20 protein-coding genes and 1 pseudogene are annotated in these 21,548 nt (G+C 72.2%); 20 read left to right on the top strand and 1 reads right to left on the bottom strand.

Annotation, left to right across the window (positions count from 1 at the left end; all coding sequences use genetic code 11):
- Positions 1 to 227 precede the first annotated feature (227 nt).
- From ACFYZ3_RS31780 to ftsH, 5 genes are all read left to right on the top strand, one after another.
- Positions 228 to 1,574: an ammonium transporter gene (locus ACFYZ3_RS31780; protein ID WP_388524911.1), complete on the top strand. Its 1,347-nt coding sequence runs from the start codon at positions 228 to 230 to the stop codon at positions 1,572 to 1,574.
- Positions 1,571 to 1,909: a P-II family nitrogen regulator gene (locus ACFYZ3_RS31775; RefSeq protein WP_003973409.1), complete on the top strand. Its 339-nt coding sequence runs from the start codon at positions 1,571 to 1,573 to the stop codon at positions 1,907 to 1,909. The genes ACFYZ3_RS31780 and ACFYZ3_RS31775 overlap by 4 nt, the downstream gene beginning before the upstream one ends.
- A 49-nt stretch (positions 1,910 to 1,958) precedes the next feature.
- Positions 1,959 to 4,472 carry a [protein-PII] uridylyltransferase gene (locus tag ACFYZ3_RS31770; protein WP_388524908.1) on the top strand — a complete coding sequence of 838 codons (2,514 nt, stop codon included), beginning with the start codon at positions 1,959 to 1,961 and terminating at the stop codon, positions 4,470 to 4,472.
- 98 nt (positions 4,473 to 4,570) lie between these two features.
- Positions 4,571 to 6,121 (top strand): signal recognition particle protein, encoded by a 1,551-nt coding sequence (gene ffh / locus ACFYZ3_RS31765; RefSeq protein WP_361011478.1) that lies wholly within the window; start codon positions 4,571 to 4,573, stop codon positions 6,119 to 6,121.
- A gap of 107 nt (positions 6,122 to 6,228) precedes the next feature.
- Positions 6,229 to 8,175 (top strand): ATP-dependent zinc metalloprotease FtsH, encoded by a 1,947-nt coding sequence (ftsH, locus tag ACFYZ3_RS31760; RefSeq protein WP_388524905.1) that lies wholly within the window; start codon positions 6,229 to 6,231, stop codon positions 8,173 to 8,175.
- A 68-nt stretch (positions 8,176 to 8,243) separates the two neighbouring features.
- Here ftsH and ACFYZ3_RS31755 read toward each other — a convergent pair whose 3' ends face one another.
- Positions 8,244 to 9,137, bottom strand: a complete 894-nt coding sequence (locus ACFYZ3_RS31755) for an SAM-dependent methyltransferase (RefSeq protein ID WP_361011483.1) — start codon at positions 9,135 to 9,137, stop codon at positions 8,244 to 8,246.
- Positions 9,138 to 9,808: 671 nt separating this feature from the next.
- Here ACFYZ3_RS31755 and ACFYZ3_RS31750 point away from each other — a divergent pair.
- From ACFYZ3_RS31750 to dprA, 15 genes and pseudogenes are all read left to right on the top strand, one after another.
- Entirely contained in the window at positions 9,809 to 10,405 is a 597-nt protein-coding gene (locus ACFYZ3_RS31750) for a hypothetical protein (RefSeq protein ID WP_052838381.1), read from the top strand.
- 255 nt (positions 10,406 to 10,660) lie between these two features.
- Positions 10,661 to 11,080 carry a 30S ribosomal protein S16 gene (rpsP, locus tag ACFYZ3_RS31745; RefSeq protein ID WP_007444852.1) on the top strand — a complete coding sequence of 140 codons (420 nt, stop codon included), beginning with the start codon at positions 10,661 to 10,663 and terminating at the stop codon, positions 11,078 to 11,080.
- Between the two features lie 2 nt (positions 11,081 to 11,082).
- A complete protein-coding gene (locus tag ACFYZ3_RS31740) occupies positions 11,083 to 11,322 on the top strand; it encodes an RNA-binding protein (protein WP_003973401.1) in 240 nt (79 codons plus the stop codon).
- Between the two features lie 132 nt (positions 11,323 to 11,454).
- Complete coding sequence (rimM, locus tag ACFYZ3_RS31735; RefSeq protein WP_388524901.1) at positions 11,455 to 12,018, top strand: ribosome maturation factor RimM; 564 nt, start codon at positions 11,455 to 11,457, stop codon at positions 12,016 to 12,018.
- Entirely contained in the window at positions 12,018 to 12,851 is an 834-nt protein-coding gene (gene trmD / locus ACFYZ3_RS31730) for a tRNA (guanosine(37)-N1)-methyltransferase TrmD (protein WP_388524898.1), read from the top strand. The genes rimM and trmD overlap by 1 nt, the downstream gene beginning before the upstream one ends.
- Positions 12,852 to 12,987: 136 nt before the next feature.
- Positions 12,988 to 13,338: a 50S ribosomal protein L19 gene (rplS, locus tag ACFYZ3_RS31725; RefSeq protein WP_016432403.1), complete on the top strand. Its 351-nt coding sequence runs from the start codon at positions 12,988 to 12,990 to the stop codon at positions 13,336 to 13,338.
- A 45-nt stretch (positions 13,339 to 13,383) separates the two neighbouring features.
- Entirely contained in the window at positions 13,384 to 14,163 is a 780-nt protein-coding gene (gene lepB, locus ACFYZ3_RS31720) for a signal peptidase I (protein ID WP_388524896.1), read from the top strand.
- Positions 14,156 to 15,238: pseudogene (lepB, locus tag ACFYZ3_RS31715) on the top strand (signal peptidase I); the annotation flags it as partial. The gene lepB (ACFYZ3_RS31720) and the pseudogene lepB (ACFYZ3_RS31715), both read left to right, overlap by 8 nt.
- Entirely contained in the window at positions 15,129 to 16,139 is a 1,011-nt protein-coding gene (gene lepB, locus ACFYZ3_RS31710) for a signal peptidase I (protein WP_388524893.1), read from the top strand. The pseudogene lepB (ACFYZ3_RS31715) and the gene lepB (ACFYZ3_RS31710), both read left to right, overlap by 110 nt.
- A gap of 94 nt (positions 16,140 to 16,233) precedes the next feature.
- Positions 16,234 to 17,010 carry a signal peptidase I gene (gene lepB / locus ACFYZ3_RS31705; protein ID WP_388524890.1) on the top strand — a complete coding sequence of 259 codons (777 nt, stop codon included), beginning with the start codon at positions 16,234 to 16,236 and terminating at the stop codon, positions 17,008 to 17,010.
- Positions 17,000 to 17,530, top strand: coding sequence for an NUDIX hydrolase (locus tag ACFYZ3_RS31700; RefSeq protein ID WP_361011497.1), 531 nt, complete (start codon positions 17,000 to 17,002; stop codon positions 17,528 to 17,530). The genes lepB (ACFYZ3_RS31705) and ACFYZ3_RS31700 overlap by 11 nt, the downstream gene beginning before the upstream one ends.
- A 56-nt stretch (positions 17,531 to 17,586) precedes the next feature.
- Positions 17,587 to 17,895: a DUF2469 domain-containing protein gene (locus ACFYZ3_RS31695; RefSeq protein WP_003965949.1), complete on the top strand. Its 309-nt coding sequence runs from the start codon at positions 17,587 to 17,589 to the stop codon at positions 17,893 to 17,895.
- Between the two features lie 88 nt (positions 17,896 to 17,983).
- Positions 17,984 to 18,346: a YraN family protein gene (locus ACFYZ3_RS31690; RefSeq protein WP_165285433.1), complete on the top strand. Its 363-nt coding sequence runs from the start codon at positions 17,984 to 17,986 to the stop codon at positions 18,344 to 18,346.
- Entirely contained in the window at positions 18,346 to 19,968 is a 1,623-nt protein-coding gene (locus tag ACFYZ3_RS31685; protein WP_388524886.1) for a YifB family Mg chelatase-like AAA ATPase, read from the top strand. The genes ACFYZ3_RS31690 and ACFYZ3_RS31685 overlap by 1 nt, the downstream gene beginning before the upstream one ends.
- Positions 19,965 to 21,413 carry a DNA-processing protein DprA gene (gene dprA / locus ACFYZ3_RS31680; protein WP_388524883.1) on the top strand — a complete coding sequence of 483 codons (1,449 nt, stop codon included), beginning with the start codon at positions 19,965 to 19,967 and terminating at the stop codon, positions 21,411 to 21,413. The genes ACFYZ3_RS31685 and dprA overlap by 4 nt, the downstream gene beginning before the upstream one ends.
- The last annotated feature ends 135 nt before the right edge of the window (positions 21,414 to 21,548 follow it).

Raw genomic sequence — 21,548 nt, 5'->3', positions numbered from 1 at the left:
CTTGCGTCCCGGTGCGGACCGCCGCGCCACGACGGCGGCCGCACCGGCCCGCACCCGGCCGTTCACCCACGCGTAACACGCACCGCGCCTTCGTCACGGCGGCGAAACAACGAGGGGCGCCCACCGAAACCGCGCTGCGCCAATCTCATGGCGCATAACCGGCCCACCCCTCACTGCCCGCCCAGGCTTCGCCCGCACGGGGCCGCACCAACGACGAGGAGACGCCGATGGCTCCAGCCATCACGCTCGCCGCAGAGACGGAGCTCTCTGCCGCCAACACAGGCTTCATGCTCATCTGCTCCGCCCTGGTGATGCTCATGACGCCGGCCCTGGCCTTCTTCTACGGAGGCATGGTCCGCGTCAAGAGCACCCTGAACATGCTGATGATGAGCTTCATCAGCCTCGGCATCGTCACCGTCCTGTGGGTGCTCTACGGCTTCTCCATGGCGTTCGGCACCGACTCCGGCAGCCTCGTCGGCTGGAACTCCGACTGGGTGGGCCTCAGCAACATCGGCCTGACCGAGCTGTGGGACGGCTACACCATCCCCGTCTTCGTGTTCCTGGTCTTCCAGCTGATGTTCGCCGTCCTCACCCCGGCCCTGATCAGCGGCGCCCTCGCGGACCGGGTGAAGTTCACGGCCTGGGCGCTGTTCATCGCCCTGTGGGCGACGATCGTCTACTTCCCCGTCGCCCACTGGGTGTGGGGCGCGGGCGGCTGGGCCTTCGAACTGGGCGTCATCGACTTCGCCGGCGGCACGGCCGTGCACATCAACGCCGGTGCCGCCGCGCTCGGCGTGATCCTCGTCATCGGCAAGCGGGTCGGCTTCAAGAAGGACCCGATGCGCCCGCACAGCCTCCCGCTGGTCATGCTCGGCGCCGGTCTGCTGTGGTTCGGCTGGTTCGGCTTCAACGCCGGTTCCTGGCTGGGCAACGACGACGGCGTCGGCGCGCTGATGTTCGTCAACACCCAGGTCGCCACCGGCGCCGCGATCCTCGGCTGGCTCGCCTACGAGAAGATCCGGCACGGCGCTTTCACCACCCTGGGCGCGGCCTCCGGCGCCGTCTCCGGCCTGGTCGCCATCACGCCCGCCGGTGGCGCCGTCTCCCCGCTGGGCGCGATCGCCGTCGGCCTCATCGCCGGAGTGGTGTGCGCCATGGCCGTCGGCCTGAAGTACAGGTTCGGCTACGACGACTCCCTCGACGTGGTCGGCGTCCACCTAGTCGGCGGCATCCTCGGCTCGCTGCTCATCGGCTTCTTCGCCAGCGGCAAGGGCCAGTCCGACGTCGAGGGCCTCTTCTACGGCGGCGGCCTCGACCAGTTCTGGAAGCAGTGCGCGGGCGTCTTCGGCGTCCTCGCCTACTCCCTGGTGGTCTCCGCGGTCCTCGCCTTCCTGCTGGACAAGACGATCGGCATGCGAGTCTCGGAGGACGTCGAGGTGGCCGGCATCGACCAGGCCGAGCACGCCGAGACCGCATACGACTTCAGCGGCGCCGGGGGCGGTGCCGCCCGGACGACCGCCACGCCGGCCGCCTCCACGGCCGGGTCGGCCCCGAGCAAGAAGGTGGACGCATGAAGCTCATCACCGCCGTCGTCAAGCCGCACCGGCTGGACGAGATCAAGGAGGCCCTCCAGGCCTTCGGGGTCCACGGCCTGACCGTCACGGAGGCCAGCGGCTACGGCCGCCAGCGCGGCCACACCGAGGTCTACCGGGGTGCCGAGTACACCGTCGACCTGGTGCCCAAGATCCGCATCGAGGTCCTGGTCGAGGACGACGACGCCGAGCAGCTGATCGACGTCGTGGTCAAGGCGGCCCGCACCGGCAAGATCGGCGACGGCAAGGTCTGGGCGGTCCCGGTCGACACGGCCGTACGGGTCAGGACCGGCGAGCGCGGACCCGACGCGCTCTGAGCAGCTCTGGACCAGCTCCGAAGCACGACAACGGAACGGGAGTCGCCGGGTGACGAGTACGGGCGTGACGGACGAAGCAGAGGACTCGGGACCCGGCGGCTACGCGGCGGCCCGGCTGCGCCTCCTCACCGAGGGGGCGCGGTCCGGGCCGCCGCGCCGCAGGGCGCTCGCCGAACTGACGGACGGCTGGCTGGCGGGCCTCTTCGGCGCGGCCACCGAGGGACACACGGGGGTCTCGCTCGTCGCGGTCGGCGGCTACGGGCGCGGCGAGCTGTCCCCGCGCAGCGACCTGGACCTGCTCCTGCTGCACGACGGCCGCGACGACAAGGCCGTCGCCGCGCTCGCCGACCGCCTCTGGTACCCGGTCTGGGACCTCGGCATCGACCTCGACCACTCCGTACGCACCCCGCAACAGGCCCGGAAGACGGCGGGCGAGGACCTGAAGGTCCACCTCGGTCTCCTGGACGCCCGCCACCTGGCCGGAGACCTCGGCCTGACCGCCTCCCTGCGCACCGCCGTCCTCGCCGACTGGCGCAACCAGGCCCCCAAGCGCCTCCCCGAACTCTGGGACCTGTGCGCCGAGCGCGCCGAACGCCAGGGCGAACTGCGGTTCCTGCTCGAACCCGACCTCAAGGAGGCCCGCGGCGGCCTGCGCGACGCCACCGCGCTGCGTGCCGTCGCCGCCTCCTGGCTCGCCGACGCCCCGCGCGAGGGACTCGCCGAGGCCCGGCGGCGCCTGCTCGACGTACGCGACGCCCTCCACCTGGCGACGGGCCGGGCGACCGACCGCCTGGCGTTGCAGGAACAGGACCAGGTGGCGGCCGAACTGGGCCTGCTGGACGCCGACGCGCTGCTGCGGCAGGTGTACGAGGCCGCCCGCGTCGTCTCCTACGCGGGCGACGTCACCTGGCGCGAGGTGGGCCGCGTGCTCCGCTCGCGGTCCGTACGGCCGCGGCTGCGCGCCATGATGAACGGAAGGAACGGAAGGAACGGCGCGAAACCGGTCGCCGAGCGCTCCCCGCTCGCCGAGGGCGTCGTGGAGCAGGACGGCGAGGCGGTGCTCGCCCGCACCGCACGCCCCGAACGCGACCCCGTACTCCCGCTGCGTGCCGCGGCCGCCGCCGCGCAGGCCGGACTCCCGCTCTCCCTGCACGCCGTACGGCGCCTGGCGGCCACCGCGCGCCCCCTGCCCACGCCCTGGCCCGCCGAGGCCCGTGAGCAGTTGGTGACCCTGCTGGGCTCGGGCCGGCCCACGGTGCAGGTCTGGGAGGCGCTGGAGGCCGAGGGCCTGGTCACCCGGCTGCTGCCCGACTGGGAGCGGGTCCGCTGCCGCCCGCAGCGCAACGCCGTGCACCTGTGGACCGTGGACCGGCACCTGATCGAGACCGCCGTCCGCGCCGCCGGGTTCACCCGCCGGGTGCACCGCCCCGACCTGCTCCTGGTCGCCGCGCTGCTGCACGACATCGGCAAGGGCTGGCCCGGCGACCACTCCGTGGCCGGCGAGACCATCGCCCGGGACGTCGCCGCCCGCATCGGCTTCGACGGCGCGGACACGGCCGTCCTGGCCACCCTCGTACGCCACCACCTCCTGCTCGTGGAGACCGCCACCCGGCGCGACCTGGACGACCCGGCCACCGTGCGCGCGGTCGCGCAGGCGGTCGGCACCGAGCACACCCTGGAGCTGCTGCACGCGCTGACCGAGGCGGACGCGCTGGCCACCGGGCCGGCCGCCTGGTCGTCCTGGCGCGGCTCCCTCGTTGCCGACCTGGTGAAACGCGTCGCCGGGGTGCTGGCCGGGGAGCCGCAGCCCGAGGCCGAGACCGCCGCGCCCACCGCCGAGCAGGAGCGGCTCGCGGTCGAGGCCTTCCGCACCGGCGGTCCGGTCCTGGCGCTGCGGGCCCAGACGGAGCCGCCCGCCGATTCCGCCCCGGCTCCCTCCCCTCCGTCCTCCCCGTCCTCCCCGTCCTCTCCGTCTTCGGCCGACGGTCCCGAGCCCCTCGGCGTGGAGCTGCTGATCGCCGTGCCCGACCAGGCGGGCGTGCTCCCCGCGGTGGCCGGGGTCCTGGCCATGCACCGGCTGACCGTCCGCACCGCCGAACTGCGGTCCGTTCCGCTGCCGGACGGCGTCGAGGGCTCCGTCCTGCTCCTCGACTGGCGGGTCGCCGCCCAGTACGGCTCCCTGCCCCAGGCCGCCCGGCTCCGCGCCGACCTGGTCAGGGCCCTGGACGGCACCCTGGACATCGCCGCACGGCTCGCCGAACGGGACGCCGCCCACCCCCGGCGCCGGGGCGTGGAGCCGCCCCCGCCCCGCGTCACCGTCGCCCCGGCCGCCTCCCGGCTGGCCACGGTGATCGAGGTCCGCGCCCAGGACGCGCCGGGGCTGCTCTTCCGGCTCGGGCGGGCACTGGAGGCGGCGGGGGTGCGGGTACGGAGCGCGCACGTGTCGACGCTGGGGGCGAACGCGGTGGACGCCTTCTATGTGACGCGGGGTGAGGGAACGCCGCTGCCCGGAGACGAGGCGGCGTCGGTGGCTCGGGGGCTGGAGGAGTCGCTGCGGGCGTGACCGTCCGCTCTGTCCAGCGGGCAGGGACACTTTGCCTGCCGGGCCGGATACCCTGGAGGGCGACCCACACCAACGCCGACGCGAGGACCTACGCCGCCGTGTTCGATACTCTCTCCGACCGCCTGTCAGCCACCTTCAAATCCCTCCGGGGCAAAGGCAGGCTGACCGAGGCGGACATCGACGCCACGGCCCGCGAGATCCGCATCGCGCTCCTCGAGGCCGACGTGGCACTGCCCGTCGTGCGCGCCTTCATCAAGAAGGTCAAGGAGCGCTCCCTGGGCGCCGAGGTCTCCAAGGCGCTGAACCCCGCCCAGCAGGTCCTCAAGATCGTCAACGAGGAACTGGTCGGCATCCTCGGCGGCGAGACCCGCCGCCTGCGCTTCGCCAAGCAGCCGCCGACCGTGATCATGCTGGCCGGTCTCCAGGGTGCCGGTAAGACCACCCTCGCGGGCAAGCTCGGCCACTGGCTCAAGGAGCAGGGCCACTCCCCGCTGCTCGTGGCCTGTGACCTCCAGCGCCCCAACGCCGTCAACCAGCTGAGCGTCGTCGCCGAGCGCGCCGGTGTCGCGGTCTACGCCCCCGAGCCGGGCAACGGCGTGGGCGACCCGGTCAAGGTCGCCAAGGACTCCATCGAGTTCGCCAAGGCCAAGGTCCACGACCTGGTCATCGTCGACACCGCCGGCCGCCTGGGCATCGACCAGGAGCTGATGCAGCAGGCCGCGGACATCCGCGACGCCGTCAGCCCCGACGAGATCCTCTTCGTCGTCGACGCGATGATCGGTCAGGACGCGGTCAACACCGCCGAGGCCTTCCGCGACGGTGTCGGCTTCGACGGCGTGGTGCTCTCCAAGCTCGACGGCGACGCCCGCGGTGGCGCGGCCCTGTCGATCGCCTCGGTGACCGGCAAGCCGATCATGTTCGCCTCGAACGGCGAGAAGCTCGACGACTTCGACGCCTTCCACCCTGACCGGATGGCCTCCCGCATCCTCGACATGGGTGACCTGCTCACCCTGATCGAGCAGGCGGAGAAGACGTTCAGCCAGGAAGAGGCCGAGAAGATGGCCTCCAAGCTGGCGTCCAAGAAGGGCCAGGACTTCACCCTGGACGACTTCCTGGCCCAGATGGAGCAGGTCAGGAAAATGGGCTCGATCTCCAAGCTCTTGGGGATGCTGCCCGGCATGGGCCAGATGAAGGACCAGATCAACAACCTCGACGAGCGCGACGTCGACCGCACGGCCGCCATCATCAAGTCGATGACCCCGGCCGAGCGCCAGGAGCCGACACTCATCAACGGCTCGCGCCGCGCCCGTATCGCCAAGGGTTCCGGCGTCGAGGTCAGCGCCGTGAAGAACCTCGTCGAGCGGTTCTTCGAGGCCCGCAAGATGATGTCCCGCATGGCCCAGGGCGGCGGCATGCCCGGGATGCCGGGGATGCCGGGCATGGGTGGTGGTCCCGGCCGGCAGAAGAAGCAGCAGAAGAAGGCCAAGGGCAAGCAGCGCTCGGGCAACCCGATGAAGCGCAAGCAGCAGGAGCAGGAGGAGGCCGCCCGGCGTGCCGCCGCCGCGCAGAGCGGGGGTGCCCTCGGGCTGCCGCAGCAGGGCGGGCAGGACTTCGAGCTGCCGGACGAGTTCAAGAAGTTCATGGGCTGACCGCCCGTTCGGACGTAGTACGTCGCCGGGGCGCCTCCTGCCGCAGGGGGCGCCCCGGCGTCGTACACCCACATGCCCGCGCGGCTTTCCTGTCGTAGCGTCCGGATATGACCAATCCGTCCCCGCCGCGCAAGGCACCGGAGCCGCCCTGGCGGACCGAGGGCACGCCGGACGAGCCGCCCAAACCGCCGCCCGGCGGCCGGAGGATGCGCGGCGGCTGGTGGAACCTGATCCTGGCCGCGCTGATCGTCTACCTCATCGCCAACCTCGTGCTCTCCTTCTTCAACGAGGGCGACGAGCCGACCATCTCCTACACGGAGTTCAGCAAGCAGGTCGACGAGGGCAACGTCAGCAAGATCTACGCCAAGGGCGACGCGATCCAGGGCCAGCTGAAGAAGGCCCGGGACAATCCCGAGGGCGACGGGACGTACACCAAGTTCACGACCGAGCGCCCGACCTTCGCGGACGACCGGCTCTGGGCCGACCTGACGAAGAACAAGGTCACCGTCACCGCCGAGCCCGTCGTGCAGCACCGCAGCTTCCTGGTCAACCTGCTGATCGCGCTGGCTCCGATGCTGCTCCTGGTGGTGCTGTGGATCTTCGTCGCGCGGCGCATGCGGGGCGCCCTGGGCGGCGGGGCGGGCGGGATGCTGGGCCGCAAGGCGCCGCCCAAGCCGGTCGAGCTGGAGGCCGGGAAGCCGCGCACCACCTTCGCCGACGTCGCCGGGATCGACGAGGTGGAGGGCGAGCTGAGCGACGTCGTCGACTTCCTGAAGAACCCGGACGCCTATCGCCGCATGGGCGCCAAGATGCCCCGGGGCGTGCTGCTGACCGGCCCGCCCGGTACGGGAAAGACGCTTCTCGCGCGCGCGGTGGCCGGAGAGGCGGGCGTGCCGTTCTTCTCCGCGTCGGCGTCCGAGTTCATCGAGATGATCGTGGGCGTGGGCGCCTCCCGGGTGCGGGAGCTGTTCGCGGAGGCCCGCAAGGTGGCGCCGTCGATCATCTTCATCGACGAGATCGACACCATCGGCCGTGCCCGGGGCGGCGGCTCCGGCATGGGCGGCCACGACGAGCGCGAGCAGACCCTGAACCAGATCCTCACCGAGATGGACGGCTTCTCCGGCTCGGAGGGCGTGATCGTCATCGCGGCCACCAACCGTGCGGACATCCTGGACGCGGCCCTGACCCGGCCCGGCCGCTTCGACCGGGTGGTCAGCGTCTCGCCGCCGGACCGCGGTGGCCGGGAGGCGATCCTGGAGATCCACACCCGTGAGATCCCGCTCGCCCCGGACGTCGACCTCGCCCAGGTCGCCCGTACGACGCCGGGCATGACCGGCGCCGAACTCGCCAACCTCGCCAACGAGGCGGCGCTGCTCGCGGTGAAGCGGAAGCAGGAACGGGTGACGCAGGCGAACCTCTCCGAGGCGCTGGAGAAGGTCCAGCTGGGGGCCGAGCGCCCGCTGGTGATGCCCGAGGAGGAGCGCCGGCGCACCGCCTACCACGAGAGCGGTCACGCCCTGCTGGGCATGCTGCAGCCGGGCGCCGACCCCGTCCGCAAGATCACCATCGTGCCGCGCGGCCGGGCCCTCGGGGTGACGCTGTCGACGCCGGACGCGGACAAGTACGCGTACACCGAGGAGTACCTGCGCGGGCGGATCATCGGGGCGCTGGGCGGCATGGCGGCCGAGCAGGTCGTGTACGGCGTGATCACCACCGGTTCGGAGAGCGACCTCGAACAGGTCACCAACATCGCCCGCGGGATGGTGGCGCGGTGGGGCATGAGCGAGCGGGTCGGACGGCTCTCCGCCCTCCCCGGCGACGCGCAGCAGGCGTACGGCCTCGCCGCCGCACCCCAGACGCTCGACGCGATCGACGGCGAGATGCGGCGGGTCGTGGACTCCTGCTACGAGGAGGCCGTGCGCAAGCTGCGCGACCACCGGGGACAGCTGGACGCGCTCGCCGAGTCGCTGCTGGCGAGCGAGACGCTGGACGAGGCGGAGGCGTACCGCATCGCCGGGATCACCCGGCTGACGAAGGACGACCCGGAGGCGTGAGCGCCCTTCGCCGGACCTCGACACTCGTGGCGCCCGCGGGGATCGGCGTCATACGGGTGAACCAGTAGTCAGGGGACCCGGGCGATCAGATAGCGGAACACGTTCGGCATCCATACGGTCCCGTCGGGCCGCTGGTGCGGATGCAGTGCCTCCGTCAGCTCCTTGTCGACCTGCTCCCGGTCGGTCGCCGCGACCGCCGCGTCGAACAGCCCGGTCGACAGCAGCCCGCGCACCGCGCTGCCCGTGTCGGCGTAGCCGAACGGACACGCCACCCGCCCCGAGCCGTCCGGCCTGAGCCCGGCCCGCTGGGCGACCTCCTCCAGTTCGTCGCGCAGGGCGGGGCGCCAGCCGCCCGTGCCGCGCATCGGGTCGGTGAGCCTGGCCGCCACCCGCAGCACCGACGTCGTGGCGCACCGCTCGGGCGGGCCCCAGCCGGCCAGCACCACGGCCGCCCCGCGCGCGGCGAGCGGCGTCGCCCGGGCGAGCAGGTCCCCGAGCGCCTCCGAGTCACCCGCGCGGCACCCGGTGGGTTCGAAGGCGGTCACCAGGCTGAACGCCGGTGCCGTCGGGTCCGCCGCGTCCCCGGGCGAGCCCTCGACGATGCGTGGCGGGTCGGTACGCGTGCGTGTGCGCGTGCTCCCCGTGCCGCCCGTCCCGGGTTCGTCGGACGTCCCGGGCAGCAGGCGCCGACGGGCGAGGTCCAGGAGTTCCGGAGAGCGGGAGTCGACCCCGGTCACCGCCGCACCGCGCGAGGCGGCCATCAGCAGCGCGAGTCCGGAACCGCAGCCCAGGCCCAGCATCCGGGTGTCGCCGCCCACGTCCAGTCGCTCGTAGACGGCCTCGTAGAGCGGTACGAGCATCCGCTCCTGTATCTCGGACCAGTCACGCGCGCGTGCACGCAGGTCCACGTGAGGCGTCGCCTCCGCGTGAGACGAGTGCTGCCGCACGAGCGTAGGTGTCATAGGAAGGTGCCCCAATCGCCGAGTGTTGCCGCCGTGCCCGATTCCGTGGCCCCCGTGCAGTGCGCTCGCACTCCCCCCGTATGCCAGGTAACTCCGGGCTCGCCGTGGCGTCCAGTGGTGGCGGGGCCCGTTTTGCCCGATCCCCGGCACCGTGGCGAGATTTCACTTCCCGGCAACACGGGCCTGGCCGCGTGGTACCCGGGACATCCCCGTCCGGCGCCCCGGCCCGGATGGCCGGATCGTGTCGCCGGTCGATGACCGTGGGTGGCCGCTGGGTCGACGGCGCGGTTTCGGCCAAGGTCGGCCGGGCCGGTGGGGACCGTGCGGCGCCCGGACGGGCGGGGAGGCGGGGCGGTGCCGCACGCCGGTGGCGCACCCGGTAACGTCACGTCCGTCGACGCGTCCACTCGGACGGCGCCCCTCCGGGGCGACAGCGGCCGAAACGCCCCTTGCGCCCGCGCGGGCCCCTCGCACTCCGGCGCGTGGACGGCGGTTACGCGCTGGTACGTACGTCGGACTACGCACCAGCTTGGTATGAGCTGTGAGGCTTCTCCGCAGATCAGCGCACCCGCCCTCGTCGGGACGCATCAGCGGCAACTGACTGGTACGTGCAAATTATTTGGGATGCCCCGGAATAGGAACACAGCGGCACCCCGGCTCGTTGTCATTACGTGAGCACGACACCACCTGTTCTCGCCGCAGAGCTGGCGCAGGCGTGGGCCGACATTCAGCGGCACCACACCGAGCTGCCCGATCTTGCCGCGCCCGAGTCCCTGATCGGAGAGTCGTCGTCCGCCTGCGGGCACGAGCTCTCCTTCGAGCGACTGCTTCATGAGGCAGTCCACGGCATCGCCGCCGCGCGCGGAGTACGCGACACCTCCCGCGCGGGGCGCTACCACAACCGTCGATTCCTCGCGATCGCCGAGGAGCTGGGCCTGGACCACCCCGAGGAGCCGCATCCCAGCAGCGGCTTCTCGCTGGTCACGCTCACCCCCGAGGCGAAGCGCCGGTACCGCCCGACGATCGAACGCCTCCAGCGCGCGCTGAAGGCCCACACCGTCGCCACCGCGACCGACACGGCCCGCAGCTTCCGCGGTCCGGCCGCCCGGCACGGCTCCTCCGGGGGAGGGGTGCGCGTGAAGGCGGTCTGCGACTGCGGGCGCAACGTCCGCGTCGTCCCGTCCGTGCTGGCCCAGGCGCCGATCATGTGCGGCGGCTGCGGCAAGCCCTTCCGGATCCCGGAGGTGGTCGGCGCGGGAGTGAGCTGACGGCCCGGCTGCTCGTGGCAGCCGGACCGGGGCCGGGCGCCGTCGTCCGGAGGCGAGTGGTCCGCCCCCGGGCGGGCCCGGAGCCCGCCGTCCGACGGGCCTGCCCGCGTGTGGCACAATGGCTAGCTGTACTCGACAGTCGCACAGGACCCCTCTCTCCTCCGGCTGACGCGTCCATCGGGCACTCGGGTACCGCAACCCCACGCGGCTCTCTCGCCGTGCCCACCCACGTCAAATCCAGGAGAACCCACTCCCGTGGCAGTCAAGATCAAGCTGAAGCGTCTGGGCAAGATCCGTTCGCCTCACTACCGCATCGTCGTCGCCGACTCCCGTACCCGCCGTGACGGCCGGGCCATCGAGGAGATCGGCAAGTACCACCCGACGTACAACCCGTCGGTGATGGAGGTCGACGCCGAGCGTGTCGCGTACTGGCTCGGTGTCGGCGCCCAGCCGACCGAGCCCGTGCTCGCCATCCTGAAGAAGACCGGCGACTGGCAGAAGTTCAAGGGCGAGCCCGCCCCGGCTCCGCTGCTCCAGCCGGCCGAGAAGGCGGCCCGCCCGTCCTTCGAGGCGATCGGTGGCGAGGACGAGGGCAAGGGTGAGGCGATCACCCAGAAGAAGAAGGCCGACAAGAAGGACGAGGCCGCCGCCGAGTCCTCCGCGTCCGAGGCCTGAGCATGCTCGAGGAGGCTCTCGAGCACCTCGTGAAGGGCATCGTCGACAACCCCGACGATGTGCAGGTCGCCTCGCGCAACCTGCGCCGCGGGCGGGTGCTCGAGGTCCGGGTCCACCCCGACGACCTCGGCAAGGTGATCGGCCGCAACGGCCGCACCGCACGCGCGCTGCGCACCGTCGTGGGCGCCATCGGCGGTCGCGGTGTCCGCGTCGACCTCGTCGACGTGGACCACGTCCGCTGACGCCAATCGCAGCACCGGCTCGGGCCGGGGAAGGCCACTGGGCCGTCCCCGGCCCGCAGTCGTATGAGCCCGGAGACCGACCCTACGGCCTCCGAGCGGCTCGTCCGCAGTTCCGACAGGAGATCAAGCACAGTGCAGCTGGTAGTCGCGCGCATCGGCCGCGCCCACGGAATCAAGGGCGAGGTGACCGTCGAGGTCCGCACGGACGAGCCGGAGCTGAGGCTCGGGCCCGGTGCCGTACTGGCCACCGACCCCGCCGCCACCGGGCCGCTCACCATCGAGTCCGGCCGGGTGCACAGCGGCCGCCTCCTGCTGCGTTTCGCCGGCGTCCACGACCGCACCGGCGCCGAGGCGCTGCGCAACACCCTCCTGATCGCCGACGTCGACCCCGACGAGCGGCCCGAGGACGAGGACGAGTACTACGACCACCAGCTGATCGACCTCGACGTGGTCACCGAGGACGGTACCGAGGTCGGCCGCATCACCGAGATCTCCCACCTGCCCACCCAGGACCTCTTCGTGGTGGAGCGCCCCGACGGCAGCGAGGTCTACGTGCCGTTCGTCTCCGAGATCGTCACCGGGATCGACCTCGACGGGCAGCGCGCGGTCATCGATCCGCCGCCCGGCCTGATCGACGACAGGGCGGAGGTCGCCTCCTCGCGCGAGGACGCCGACGGTCCGGGAGAAGACGCCTGATGCGGCTCGACGTCGTCACGATCTTCCCCGAGTACCTGGAACCGCTGAACGTCTCCCTGGTCGGCAAGGCACGCGCGCGCGGACAGCTCGGCGTCCACGTGCACGACCTGCGCGAGTGGACGTACGACCGCCACAACACGGTCGACGACACCCCCTACGGCGGCGGTCCCGGCATGGTCATGAAGACCGAGCCCTGGGGCGACGCCCTGGACTCCGTCCTGGCCGACGGCTACGAGACGGGGTCGGGCGAGCCCGCCCTCATCGTGCCCACGCCCAGCGGCCGCCCGTTCACCCAGGAACTCGCCGTCCACCTCTCCGAGCGGCCCTGGCTGATCTTCACCCCCGCCCGCTACGAGGGCATCGACCGCCGCGTCGTCGACGAGTACGCGACCCGGATGCCCGTGTACGAGGTGTCCATCGGCGACTACGTGCTGGCCGGCGGAGAGGCGGCCGTACTCGTCGTCACCGAGGCCGTGGCCCGGCTGCTGCCCGGCGTGCTCGGCAACGCCGAGTCCCACCGGGACGACTCCTTCGCCCCCGGCGCCATGGCCAACCTGCTGGAGGGCCCCGTCCACACCAAGCCGCCGCAGTGGCGCGGGCGCGGCATCCCGGACGTGCTGCTCAGCGGCCACCACGGGAAGATCGCCCGCTGGCGCCGCGACGAGGCCCTGCGCCGCACCACGGCCAACCGGCCCGACCTGATCGAACGGTGCGATCCCGCGGCCTTCGACAAGAAGGACCGCGAGATGCTCTCCATCCTGGGCTGGCAGCCCGACCTTGACGGGGAACCGTACGGCCGATTTTGGCGCAGGACGCCGGGCATGGAAGAATAGGCGGCTGTTGTGCGTCCGTCCGGAGCGCGCCCCTGCCACAGGGGGAGACGACGCCCGTCCCGACCCGCACGACCCTGATTCCGAAACACCTAGTTTCCGTCGATGACCTGTGGCATCGGCGAAGAAAGCAGACGAAATGTCTCACCTGCTCGACTCCGTCGACGCCGCGTCGCTGCGCAGCGACGTCCCGGCCTTCCGCCCCGGCGACACCGTCAACGTCCACGTGCGCGTCATCGAGGGCAACCGCTCCCGTGTGCAGCAGTTCAAGGGCGTCGTCATCCGCCGTCAGGGCGCCGGCGTGCGCGAGACCTTCACGGTCCGCAAGGTCTCCTTCTCCGTCGGCGTCGAGCGCACCTTCCCGGTGCACACCCCGATCGTGGAGAAGATCGAGCTCGTCACCCGCGGTGACGTGCGCCGCGCCAAGCTGTACTACCTGCGCGAGCTGCGCGGCAAGGCCGCGAAGATCAAGGAGAAGCGCGAGAGCTGAGCGCCCTCCGGGGTCCGCGCCGGGGCCGGATAGCATCTGGCCCCGATGGACACCGAAACACAGCACACGGAGCGCGACCGCTCCTCCCGCCCTTCCGACTCCGAGCAGCCCTCGGATCCGGAGGGCCCGGAGGAACGGTCGCGTTCCGCGTTCACGGGGCGGATCAGGGACTGGGTGCCGGGCGGCCGGATCACCGTGACGCTGCTGATCCTCCTGCTGTTCCTGCTGCTGGTCAGCACCTTCGTCCTGCAGCCGTTCCAGATCCCCAGCGGATCGATGGAGCGCGGATTGAGGATCGGTGACCGGGTTCTCGTAAATAAGTTGGCGTACCGTTTCGACGGTCGGCCGCGACGGGGAGACATCGTCGTCTTCGACGGCACCGGGAGCTTCGGGCACGGCGACTACATCAAACGCGTTGTCGGTGTGGGCGGGGACCATGTGGTGTGCTGCGACGAGGAGGGGAGGGTCCGGGTGAACGGCCAGTCGGTCGACGAGTCGGCGTTCCTGTACCCCGGCGACCGCCCGTCCACGGTGCCCTTCGACGTCGTCGTCCCCGACGGCACGCTCTTCGTCCTCGGCGACCACCGGGCCGACTCCAGCGACTCCCGCGACCACCTGGGCTCCCCGGGGGGCGGGATGGTTCCGCTGGACGACGTGATCGGCCGCGCCGACTGGATCGTCTGGCCCGTCGGCCACGCCACCCGCATCGAGCGCCCCGACGCCTACGCGCGCGTGCCGGACGCGGAGGCCGGTGCCGGGACCGCATCCGGCGCCGTATCCGGTGCCGGGGCCGGAGCGGCGCCGGCCGAGGACGCCGATGGGTAGCCGGGGCAAGCCGCGGGGAGCGCCCAGCAGCCCCACGGAGAACCTGCTGCCCACCGGGTCGAGGCGCACCGCCGCGCCGTCCGGCGGCCGCTCGCGCGCCGAGCGCCGCAAACTCCAGCGCAAGGTCAAACGGCGGCGCAGACGTGGCGCCGTGAAGGAGATCCCGCTCCTCGTCGGCGTCGCCGTCCTCATAGCGCTGGTGCTCAAGACCTTCCTCGTCCAGGCCTTCGTGATCCCGTCGGGCTCCATGGAGCAGACCATCCGGATCGGTGACCGGGTCCTGGTGGACAAGCTCACCCCCTGGTTCGGCTCCGAGCCGCAGCGCGGGGACGTCGTCGTCTTCCGGGACCCCGGCGGCTGGCTCCAGGGCGAGCAGACCACCAAGAAGGACGACCCCGTCGTCGTCAAACAGGTCAAGGAAGGCCTCGCCTTCATCGGACTGCTGCCGTCCGACGACGAGAAGGACCTCATCAAGCGGGTCGTCGGCGTGGGCGGGGACCACGTCAAGTGCTGTGACAAACAGGGCCGCGTCACCGTCAACGACGTTCCCCTGAACGAGGACTATCTGTACCCCGGGGACAGCCCGTCCCGGACGCCGTTCGACGTCACCGTCCCCGAGGGGCGGCTGTGGGTGATGGGCGACCACCGGTCGAACTCCGCCGACTCCCGCTTCCACCAGGAGACCGACTTCGGCACCGTGTCCGAGGACGAGGTGGTGGGGCGGGCCATGGTGATCGCGTGGCCGTTCGGTCACTGGACCACCCTGGACGAGCCGAAAACGTACGCGTCCGTGTCCGACGCGGCCTCCGGTTCGACCGCCGCTCCCGCGCCGTCGCATAGGGTTGCCCCCTACGATCCGAACGCGATGATGGAACTCCCGACCCCTGCGGAACTCCCGCTCGTTATGGGAGTGGTGGGCCTGCGCCGTATCCGGGGCAGGCGGCGGCAGAGAGTGAGGAGTTGGCGTGGGGGATGTGGCGGTTGGCGCACGGTCCGGTCACGACGGCGAGGAGAACCGCGGACGCCCCGAGGAGAGGTCCGGTCCGGCCGCGGTCGGCGCCCCCGACTCCGGATACGGCTCCGGAACCGAGGACGGCAGGGTGACGAACGGACAGCGCGGGCAGGACGGACACAACGGCGGGACGGAGGACGAGGGAGTCGGCGGGACGCCGCCCGCGACCCCTCCCGCGGCCAAGAAGCAGCGCTCCTTCTGGAAGGAGCTGCCGATCCTGATCGGCATCGCGCTGGTGCTCGCCCTGCTGATCAAGACGTTCCTGGTGCAGGCGTTCTCGATCCCCTCCTCCTCGATGGAGAACACCCTTCAGATCGGTGACCGGGTCCTGGTCGACAAGCTGACCCCCTGGTTCGGCTCCGAGCCCGAGCGCGGCGAGGTCGTGGTCTTCCACGACCCGGCCGACTGGCTGGCGGGCGAGCCGACACCCGACCCGAACGCGCTGCAGACGGTCCTCAGCTGGATCGGCCTGATGCCGTCCGCGGAAGAGAAGGACCTGATCAAGCGGGTGATCGGGGTCGCCGGTGACACGGTCGAGTGCAACAAGACCGGCCCGCTCAAGGTCAACGGCAAGGCGCTGAACGAGCCCTACGTCTACCCGGGCAACACGCCGTGCTCGGACGACGACCAGGGCGGGCGGTTCAAGGTCACGGTGCCCGAGGGCAAAATCTGGGTCATGGGCGACCACCGGCAGAACTCCCGGGACTCCCGCTACAACCAGTCCGACAAGAACGGCGGCATGGTCCCGGTGGACGAGGTCGTCGGCCGCGCCATCGTGGTCGCCTGGCCGATGAACCGCTGGGGCACCCTGTCCGTCCCCGACACCTTCGACCAGGACGGTCTGCAGGCCCGGTCCTCGGCCGCCGCCGCGCTGTCGGTCGCGCCCCAGGGGCTGGCCGTCGCCGGTGCGGTCCCGTTCGTGTGGTGGCGCCGTCGTCGCACCGCCCCGGCCGAGACCCGCTGACCCCTCGCGTATCCCGCCGCGGTTCGACAAGCCCCCTTCCGGCCTCCGGGAGGGGGCTGCCCCGTGGGCGTACCGCCGGGTAAGGTGCCGCTCCATGGGTGGCGAGAGCACGACACGTACGGTCCCGCGCGGCAGCGGAGCGAACAAGGTCCCGGTGGGCAGCCGGACCGGACAGCGGCTGTCCGGCATCGCGGTGGCGCTGGGCCTGGTGCTGTTCCTCGGCGGCTTCGCCTGGGGTGCGGTGGTCTACCGGCCCTACACCGTGCCGACCAGCTCCATGACGCCGACGATCGACGCCGGTGACCGGGTCCTCGCGCAGCGCATCGACGGCACCGACGTGCGCCGTGGCGACGTCGTCGTGTTCAAGGACGCGACCTGGGCCAACGCCCCCATGGTCAAGCGGGTCGTCGCCGTCGGCGGGGACACCGTCTCCTGCTGCCAGAAGGGCAAGCTGAAGGTCAACGGCAAGGTGATCGACGAGCCGTACCTGCCCGCGGGCACCCCGGCCGAGATCAGCGACTTCCAGACCGTGACCGTCCCGGAGGGCCGCCTGTTCCTGCTCGGCGACGAGCGGGACAACTCCGTGGACTCCACCGCCCACCTGACCGACGCGGCCGGCGGCACCGTGTCGCGCGGCGCCGTGGACGCCCGCGTGGACGCCGTGGCCTGGCCCATGAACGGCATGCTGGAGCGGCCCACCGGTTTCGAGACGCTGGGCGATCTCTCCTCGCCGGGCCCGCTGCGGACCGTGGTCGTCCTGGTGATCGCCGGTGCCGTGCTGATCCTGGGCGGCGCGGCCTACGGGCCCCTCGCCAAACGGGCCGCGGCCTCCCGGGCCCGCAAGGGAGCGGAGCCGGCCGGTGGGCGCTGAGGTGACACCCGCAGGACAGGACACCTACGAGGGTGGGCTGCGCCGGGTCGCCCGGGTCGTGCTGCTCGACCCCGAGGACCGCATCCTGCTCCTCCACGGCCACGAACCGGACGATCCGGCCGACGACTGGTGGTTCACCCCCGGCGGCGGTGTGGAGGGCGACGAGACCCGTGCGGAGGCCGCCCGGCGCGAACTGCTGGAGGAGACCGGCATCACCGACGTCGAACTCGGCCCGGTGCTCTGGCGGCGCAGGTGCTCCTTCCCCTTCGCGGGCCGCCGCTGGGACCAGGACGAGTGGTACTACCTGGCCCGCACCGCCCGGACCGCCACCGAGGCGGTCGGCCCCGGCCTCACCGAACTGGAGCGGCGCAGCGTCGCCGGAGCGCGCTGGTGGACGTGTGAGGAACTGACCCGGGCACGTGAGACGGTGTATCCGACCAGACTCGCCGAGCTGCTGCGCACGCTGCTCGACGAAGGTCCCCCGGCCGGGCCGGTGACCCTGGACACCGAAATCGTCTAGGGCCGCACGGGACTGGCGCACAATGGTGGGACCGCACGGCTGAAGGGGAACATGCCATGAGCGCCGAGGACCTCGAGAAGTACGAGACCGAGATGGAGCTCAAGCTCTACCGGGAGTACCGCGATGTCGTCGGCCTGTTCAAATACGTGATCGAGACCGAGCGGCGTTTCTACCTCACCAATGACTACGAGATGCAGGTGCACTCGGTGCAGGGCGAGGTGTTCTTCGAGGTCTCCATGGCTGATGCCTGGGTGTGGGACATGTACCGGCCCGCCCGGTTCGTCAAGCAGGTGAGGGTGTTGACGTTCAAGGACGTGAACATCGAGGAGCTGAACAAGAGTGACCTGGAGCTTCCCGGCGGGTGACGGAGTTTTCCACAACCGGTGAGTAGTTCACTGTGAGTAACGGGACTCGCCCGTCTGCGTGATCGTTGGTGCCGGAGGTGGTGCCGACATGAACGCACGAGGTGCGATGGGCAGGTACGGCGAGACCCTCGCCGCCCGCAGGCTGACCGGGGCCGGAATGACCGTCCTGGAGCGCAACTGGCGCTGTGGCAGAACCGGCGAGATCGACATCGTGGCCCGGGACGGAGACGTCCTGGTCGTCTGCGAGGTCAAGACGCGCAGGGGCGGCTCCTTCGAGCACCCGATGGCCGCCGTGACCCCGGACAAGGCGGAGCGGCTGCGGCGACTCGCGGAGCGCTGGATCCAGACCCACGGAGGAGCCCCGCCCGGCGGTGTCCGGATCGACCTGGTCGGCGTGCTCCTCCCGCAGCGCGGCGCACCGGTGGTCGAGCACGCCAGGGGGGTGGCGTGATGGGGTTCGCGCGTACGTGCTCGGTGGCGCTCGTCGGCGTCGAGGGCGTGGTGGTCGAGGTCCAGGCCGACCTGGAACCGGGCGTCGCGGCCTTCACGCTGGTGGGACTGCCGGACAAGAGCCTCACGGAGAGCCGCGACCGGGTACGGGCGGCCGTGGTGAACTCGGGTGCTCAGTGGCCCCAGAAGAAGCTGACGGTCGGTCTCAGCCCGGCCTCGGTGCCCAAGAGCGGCAGCGGCTTCGACCTCGCCGTCGCCGCGAGCGTCCTGGGCGCGGCGGAGCGGATCGACCCGCGTGTCCTGGCCGACATCGTGATGATCGGAGAGCTGGGTCTCGACGGCCGGGTGCGGCCGGTGCGCGGCATTTTGCCGGCGGTCCTGGCCGCCGCCGAGGCCGGCTACGAACAGGTGGTCGTGCCGGAGTGCGCCGCGGCCGAGGCGTCCCTGGTCCCAGGCGTGTCGGTGCTCGGGGTGCGCAGCCTGCGCCAGCTCATCGCCGTCCTCGCCGACGAACCCGTACCGGAGGAGGAACAGGACCTTCAGGGCCGCCCCGACCCGCTCATGGCCGGTCTGCGCATGCCCGGAACGGGCGCGGCCACCGGAATGCACAGCATGGAAGCGGCCCAGGACCACGGGCACGACCTCGCCGACGTCGTCGGCCAGGAGTCGGCGCGCACGGCGGTGGAGGTCGCCGCGGCCGGTCGCCACCACCTGTTCCTGGAAGGCCCGCCGGGCGCCGGCAAGACCATGCTCGCCGAGCGGCTGCCCGCCATCCTGCCCCGGCTCTGCCGGGCGGAGTCCCTCGAAGTCACCGCCGTGCACTCGGTGGCGGGGCTGCTGCCGCCGGGCAAGCCGCTGATCGACGTGGCCCCCTACTGCGCTCCCCACCACTCCGCCACCATGCAGTCCCTCGTCGGCGGCGGCCCCGGCATCGCGCGGCCCGGAGCGGTGTCGCTGGCGCACCGGGGCGTCCTGTTCCTGGACGAGACCCCGGAGTTCAGCAGCCACGTGCTGGACGCGCTGCGTCAGCCGCTGGAGGCCGGGCACGTCGTCATCGCGCGCAGTGCGGGCGTGGTGCGCTTCCCGGCGCGGTTCCTGATGGTGCTCGCCGCCAATCCCTGCCCCTGCGGGCGGTTCTCGCGGACCGACGAGCTGTGCGAATGCCCGTCCTCGGCGATCCGCCGCTACCAGGCCAGGCTGTCCGGACCCCTGCTCGACCGGGTCGACCTGCGGGTCGAGGTGGAACGGGTCACCCGCAGCCAGCTGGCCGGTGACGGCCCCCGGGGCGACTCCACCGGGGCCGTCGCCGACCGGGTGCGGGCGGCCCGGGACCGGGCGGCCGCACGCCTCGCGGGGACCCCGTGGCGGTCGAACAGCGAGGTGCCCGGCCGGGAGCTGCGCAGCCGCTGGCGCGCAGCAGCCGGTGCGCTGGACGAGGCGGAGCGCAGTCTGGAACGTGGCGTGCTCACCGCCCGCGGACTCGACCGGGTCCTGCGCGTCGCCTGGACCGTCGCGGACCTCGTCGGCCACGACCGCCCCGACGCACGGGACGTCGCCCTCGCACTGCAACTGCGCACCGGGGTGCCGCGGGGCGTCCCGATGGCCCTGGGAGCACTGGCATGAGCGGGGACACCAGGCCACCGGAGGACGCCGCTCCGGGCGGCGACACCGGGCCGAAGGAGGGCGAGACTCTCTTCCCCGACGCCGCCGTGTCCTTCGGCGGCGGAAGTCCGGCCGAGGGCGGGGCGGTGGCCCTGGCACCGCAGGACGCCGCGATCAGCGGTCACGTCCGCGACGGGGGCGCTGCCGCGGCCGTGGACGGCGCCGCCGCCGGGCCCCGTTCCGTCCCGGAAAGCCGTTCCACCGCCGGGCCCGGTGGTGCGGGCCCGGGCGCCGACGCGAGCGGCGCGGGGAGTGGGAGGCCGGAGAGCCGAGAGCTGCTCGGGAGGGTCTTCCTCGCCCGGGTGCTCGAGCCCGGTGACGAGACGGGTGGGCGGTGGGTGCGGGAGCGCGGTGTCCCGGAGGTGGTGCGGCGCCTGCGCGAGGGAGGGCGCGCGCTGCCGGGGGTGAGCGAGAAGCGGTGGGCCGGGCTGTGCGCTCGGGCCGGCCGGGCCGATCCGCGCCGTGACCTGGCCGTCGCCCGGTCCGCGGGGGCGCGGTTCGTGGTCCCCGGGACCGCGGAATGGCCGGGTCAGCTCGACGACCTCGGAGACGCCCGGCCGCTCGGGCTGTGGGTGCGGGGCGGGCCCAGTCTGCGCATGTGGGCGCTCAGGTCGGTCGCCGTCGTCGGCGCCCGCGCCTGCACCGAGTACGGCGCCCACATGGCCGTCACCCTCGCCGCCGGCCTGGCCGAGCGCGGCTGGGTCGTGGTGTCGGGCGGCGCCTACGGGATCGACGGCGCCGCCCACCGCGGGGCCCTCGGCGCAGGCGGCGCCACCGCGGCGGTCCTCGCCTGCGGGGTCGACCGCCCCTACCCTCCCGGGCACACCGCGCTGATCACCAGGATCGCCGAACAGGGCCTGGTCGTCGGCGAGCTGCCACCGGGCGATCACCCGACACCGAGCAGATTCATCCTGCGCAACCGGGTCATCGCCGCGCTCACCAGGGGCACCGTGGTCGTCGAAGCCGCCCGCCGCAGCGGTTCGCTGGTCACGGCCCGGGCGGCCCGGCGGCTGGGCCGGCACGTGATGGGCGTGCCCGGACCGGCGACCAGTGCCCTCTCCGCGGGGGTGCACGAGATGCTGCGCGGCGACGCGGTGCTCGTCGGCGACGCCGCCGAGGTGGTCGAGCTGGTCGGCGACATGGGAGAGCTGCCGCCGGAGCGGCGCGGGCCGGTCCTCCCCACCGATCTGCTGGAGTCCCGGACCCGCCAGGTGCTGGCCGGGCTCCCCGGGCGGGGAACGTCTACGGCGGGGGAGGTGGCGATCCGCGCCCAGACCACCCAGGACGACGCGGTCGCGAGGCTGTACGAGCTTCGAGCACTCGGTTACGTCGAACGACACGGCGACGGCTGGAAGTTGACACGCCAGGCGATGATCTCGGTTCGCGGTGGTCGAAGCCCGTGCTGACGCACCGTGTTCGGCCGTCCGGGGGAACCCCGACGCCCGTGGGGTTTCTGGCAGTTGAGGTATTCGAGTGATCACCCAGAGCGATCATCGTCCCCCCTGTAGAGCGTTCGGCGGAACGTATCTGCGTAGGGTGCC

This window comes from Streptomyces sp. NPDC001599 (assembly GCF_042893535.1).
Lineage (GTDB): Bacteria > Actinomycetota > Actinomycetes > Streptomycetales > Streptomycetaceae > Streptomyces.
Note: the sequence above shows the minus strand (reverse complement) of the source record. Positions and strands in the feature narration are given on the sequence as shown.

What these genes read in the sequence shown, in the direction of transcription:
- ACFYZ3_RS31780 (WP_388524911.1), top strand. Translation starts at nt 228, where the DNA reads ATGGCTCCAGCCATCACGCTCGCCGCAGAGACGGAGCTCTCTGCCGCC.
- ftsH (WP_388524905.1), top strand. Translation starts at nt 6,229, where the DNA reads ATGACCAATCCGTCCCCGCCGCGCAAGGCACCGGAGCCGCCCTGGCGG.
- ACFYZ3_RS31775 (WP_003973409.1), top strand. Translation starts at nt 1,571, where the DNA reads ATGAAGCTCATCACCGCCGTCGTCAAGCCGCACCGGCTGGACGAGATC.
- ACFYZ3_RS31690 (WP_165285433.1), top strand. Translation starts at nt 17,984, where the DNA reads ATGAACGCACGAGGTGCGATGGGCAGGTACGGCGAGACCCTCGCCGCC.
- ACFYZ3_RS31695 (WP_003965949.1), top strand. Translation starts at nt 17,587, where the DNA reads ATGAGCGCCGAGGACCTCGAGAAGTACGAGACCGAGATGGAGCTCAAG.
- trmD (WP_388524898.1), top strand. Translation starts at nt 12,018, where the DNA reads ATGCGGCTCGACGTCGTCACGATCTTCCCCGAGTACCTGGAACCGCTG.
- rplS (WP_016432403.1), top strand. Translation starts at nt 12,988, where the DNA reads ATGTCTCACCTGCTCGACTCCGTCGACGCCGCGTCGCTGCGCAGCGAC.
- ACFYZ3_RS31755 (WP_361011483.1), bottom strand. Translation starts at nt 9,137, where the DNA reads ATGACACCTACGCTCGTGCGGCAGCACTCGTCTCACGCGGAGGCGACG.
- ACFYZ3_RS31740 (WP_003973401.1), top strand. Translation starts at nt 11,083, where the DNA reads ATGCTCGAGGAGGCTCTCGAGCACCTCGTGAAGGGCATCGTCGACAAC.
- lepB (WP_388524890.1), top strand. Translation starts at nt 16,234, where the DNA reads ATGGGTGGCGAGAGCACGACACGTACGGTCCCGCGCGGCAGCGGAGCG.
- dprA (WP_388524883.1), top strand. Translation starts at nt 19,965, where the DNA reads ATGAGCGGGGACACCAGGCCACCGGAGGACGCCGCTCCGGGCGGCGAC.
- lepB (WP_388524896.1), top strand. Translation starts at nt 13,384, where the DNA reads ATGGACACCGAAACACAGCACACGGAGCGCGACCGCTCCTCCCGCCCT.
- ACFYZ3_RS31685 (WP_388524886.1), top strand. Translation starts at nt 18,346, where the DNA reads ATGGGGTTCGCGCGTACGTGCTCGGTGGCGCTCGTCGGCGTCGAGGGC.